Origin of the sequence: Aliidongia dinghuensis, from assembly GCF_014643535.1 — a bacterium.
In the GTDB taxonomy this organism is placed as follows: Bacteria; Pseudomonadota; Alphaproteobacteria; order ATCC43930; family CGMCC-115725; genus Aliidongia; species Aliidongia dinghuensis.
The window spans coordinates 1-626 of sequence record NZ_BMJQ01000067.1 but is presented as its reverse complement, the minus strand read 5'-3'; the positions used below and the strand labels follow the sequence as shown (position 1 = coordinate 626).

Here is a 626-nt window from a genome sequence, read left to right as displayed (position 1 = left end):
CCTTCAAAGCCAAAATATTTTTGTTGCTTTGAGGCACAGTAACTATAGCTACCTTCATATTTGAAGGTTTTATGCCGATAGGCTCTGGCATATTGACACACCGGAATGGGAAAGCCATCAATAAAATGAATGTTGTCTTGCCCATGCTGTTTAACGATATGCTGTTGTATCAAAGTTTTTACCTGTAACAAATTGACGCACTGCTTGGCAAAGTTGGGATATGAGCCTATTTGTGGAAACCATGTTTGCCAATGCTGTTTAAAATACTGATGGATTTGTGAATCGGTGTCCATCTGTAAAAACTCACCCACTAACTCCATGGTGATAATTTCACTGTCGGTTAGCTTTGGTGCATATCCGCCTTGTCTTAGCCGGTTTGTTACAATCTTTTTGTAGTAGTCATCTACCATTAGATAGATTTTAATGATAAATTCGTCGATGGGCATGGCTTATTCTCTAATCTTTTTGGTCATTGATTAAAGTTTAAGTTCATGCCTTTTTTGTTTCAACCCCCTCTAAAAGTGTTGAGAGTGGGGTTTAAATAATAAAAGTGGTGGGAATGTTTTAGGCTACCCCACCATGAGCGGGGAAAATTCGGGAGGTGGGCTTTGTTGAAACAGGTCAGG

Annotated in this window: 1 pseudogene; it reads right to left on the bottom strand. The window is 39.5% G+C overall.

Features of this window, described 5'->3' with window-relative positions:
- A pseudogene (locus tag IEY58_RS34155) lies at positions 1-446 on the bottom strand (IS982-like element ISPsma1 family transposase); the annotation flags it as partial.
- Positions 447-626: the final 180 nt, after the last annotated feature.